The 260-nt window shown below is 41.9% G+C and carries 1 protein-coding gene; it reads right to left on the minus strand.

Features of this window, described 5'->3' with window-relative positions; all coding sequences use genetic code 11:
* On the minus strand, nt 1-260 hold a 260-nt coding region (locus AAEY88_RS14230), incomplete at both ends, for an FAD-dependent oxidoreductase (protein ID WP_350563436.1).

Here is a 260-nt window from a genome sequence, read left to right on the forward strand (position 1 = left end):
GTATACGCAATCGAAGGAATACATTTAGGGTCGAAGAAATGCTTCTGACCAGAAATAACTTCTGCAGCGACATGACCTTCATGAACCGCTTTATGCGCAAGCATAGGCTGGCCAACTAAGTCACCAATTGCAAAAATATGGCTTACGTTAGTACGTAATTGCTTATCAACGTTAATAAAACCACGCTCATCAACATTCACACCCGCTTTATCAGCGTCTAACATGTTACCATTTGGTGTACGACCTACAGCAACAAGTAC

The organism is Psychrobacter sp. CAL346-MNA-CIBAN-0220, assembly GCF_040309805.1.
Taxonomy (GTDB): Bacteria; Pseudomonadota; Gammaproteobacteria; order Pseudomonadales; family Moraxellaceae; genus Psychrobacter.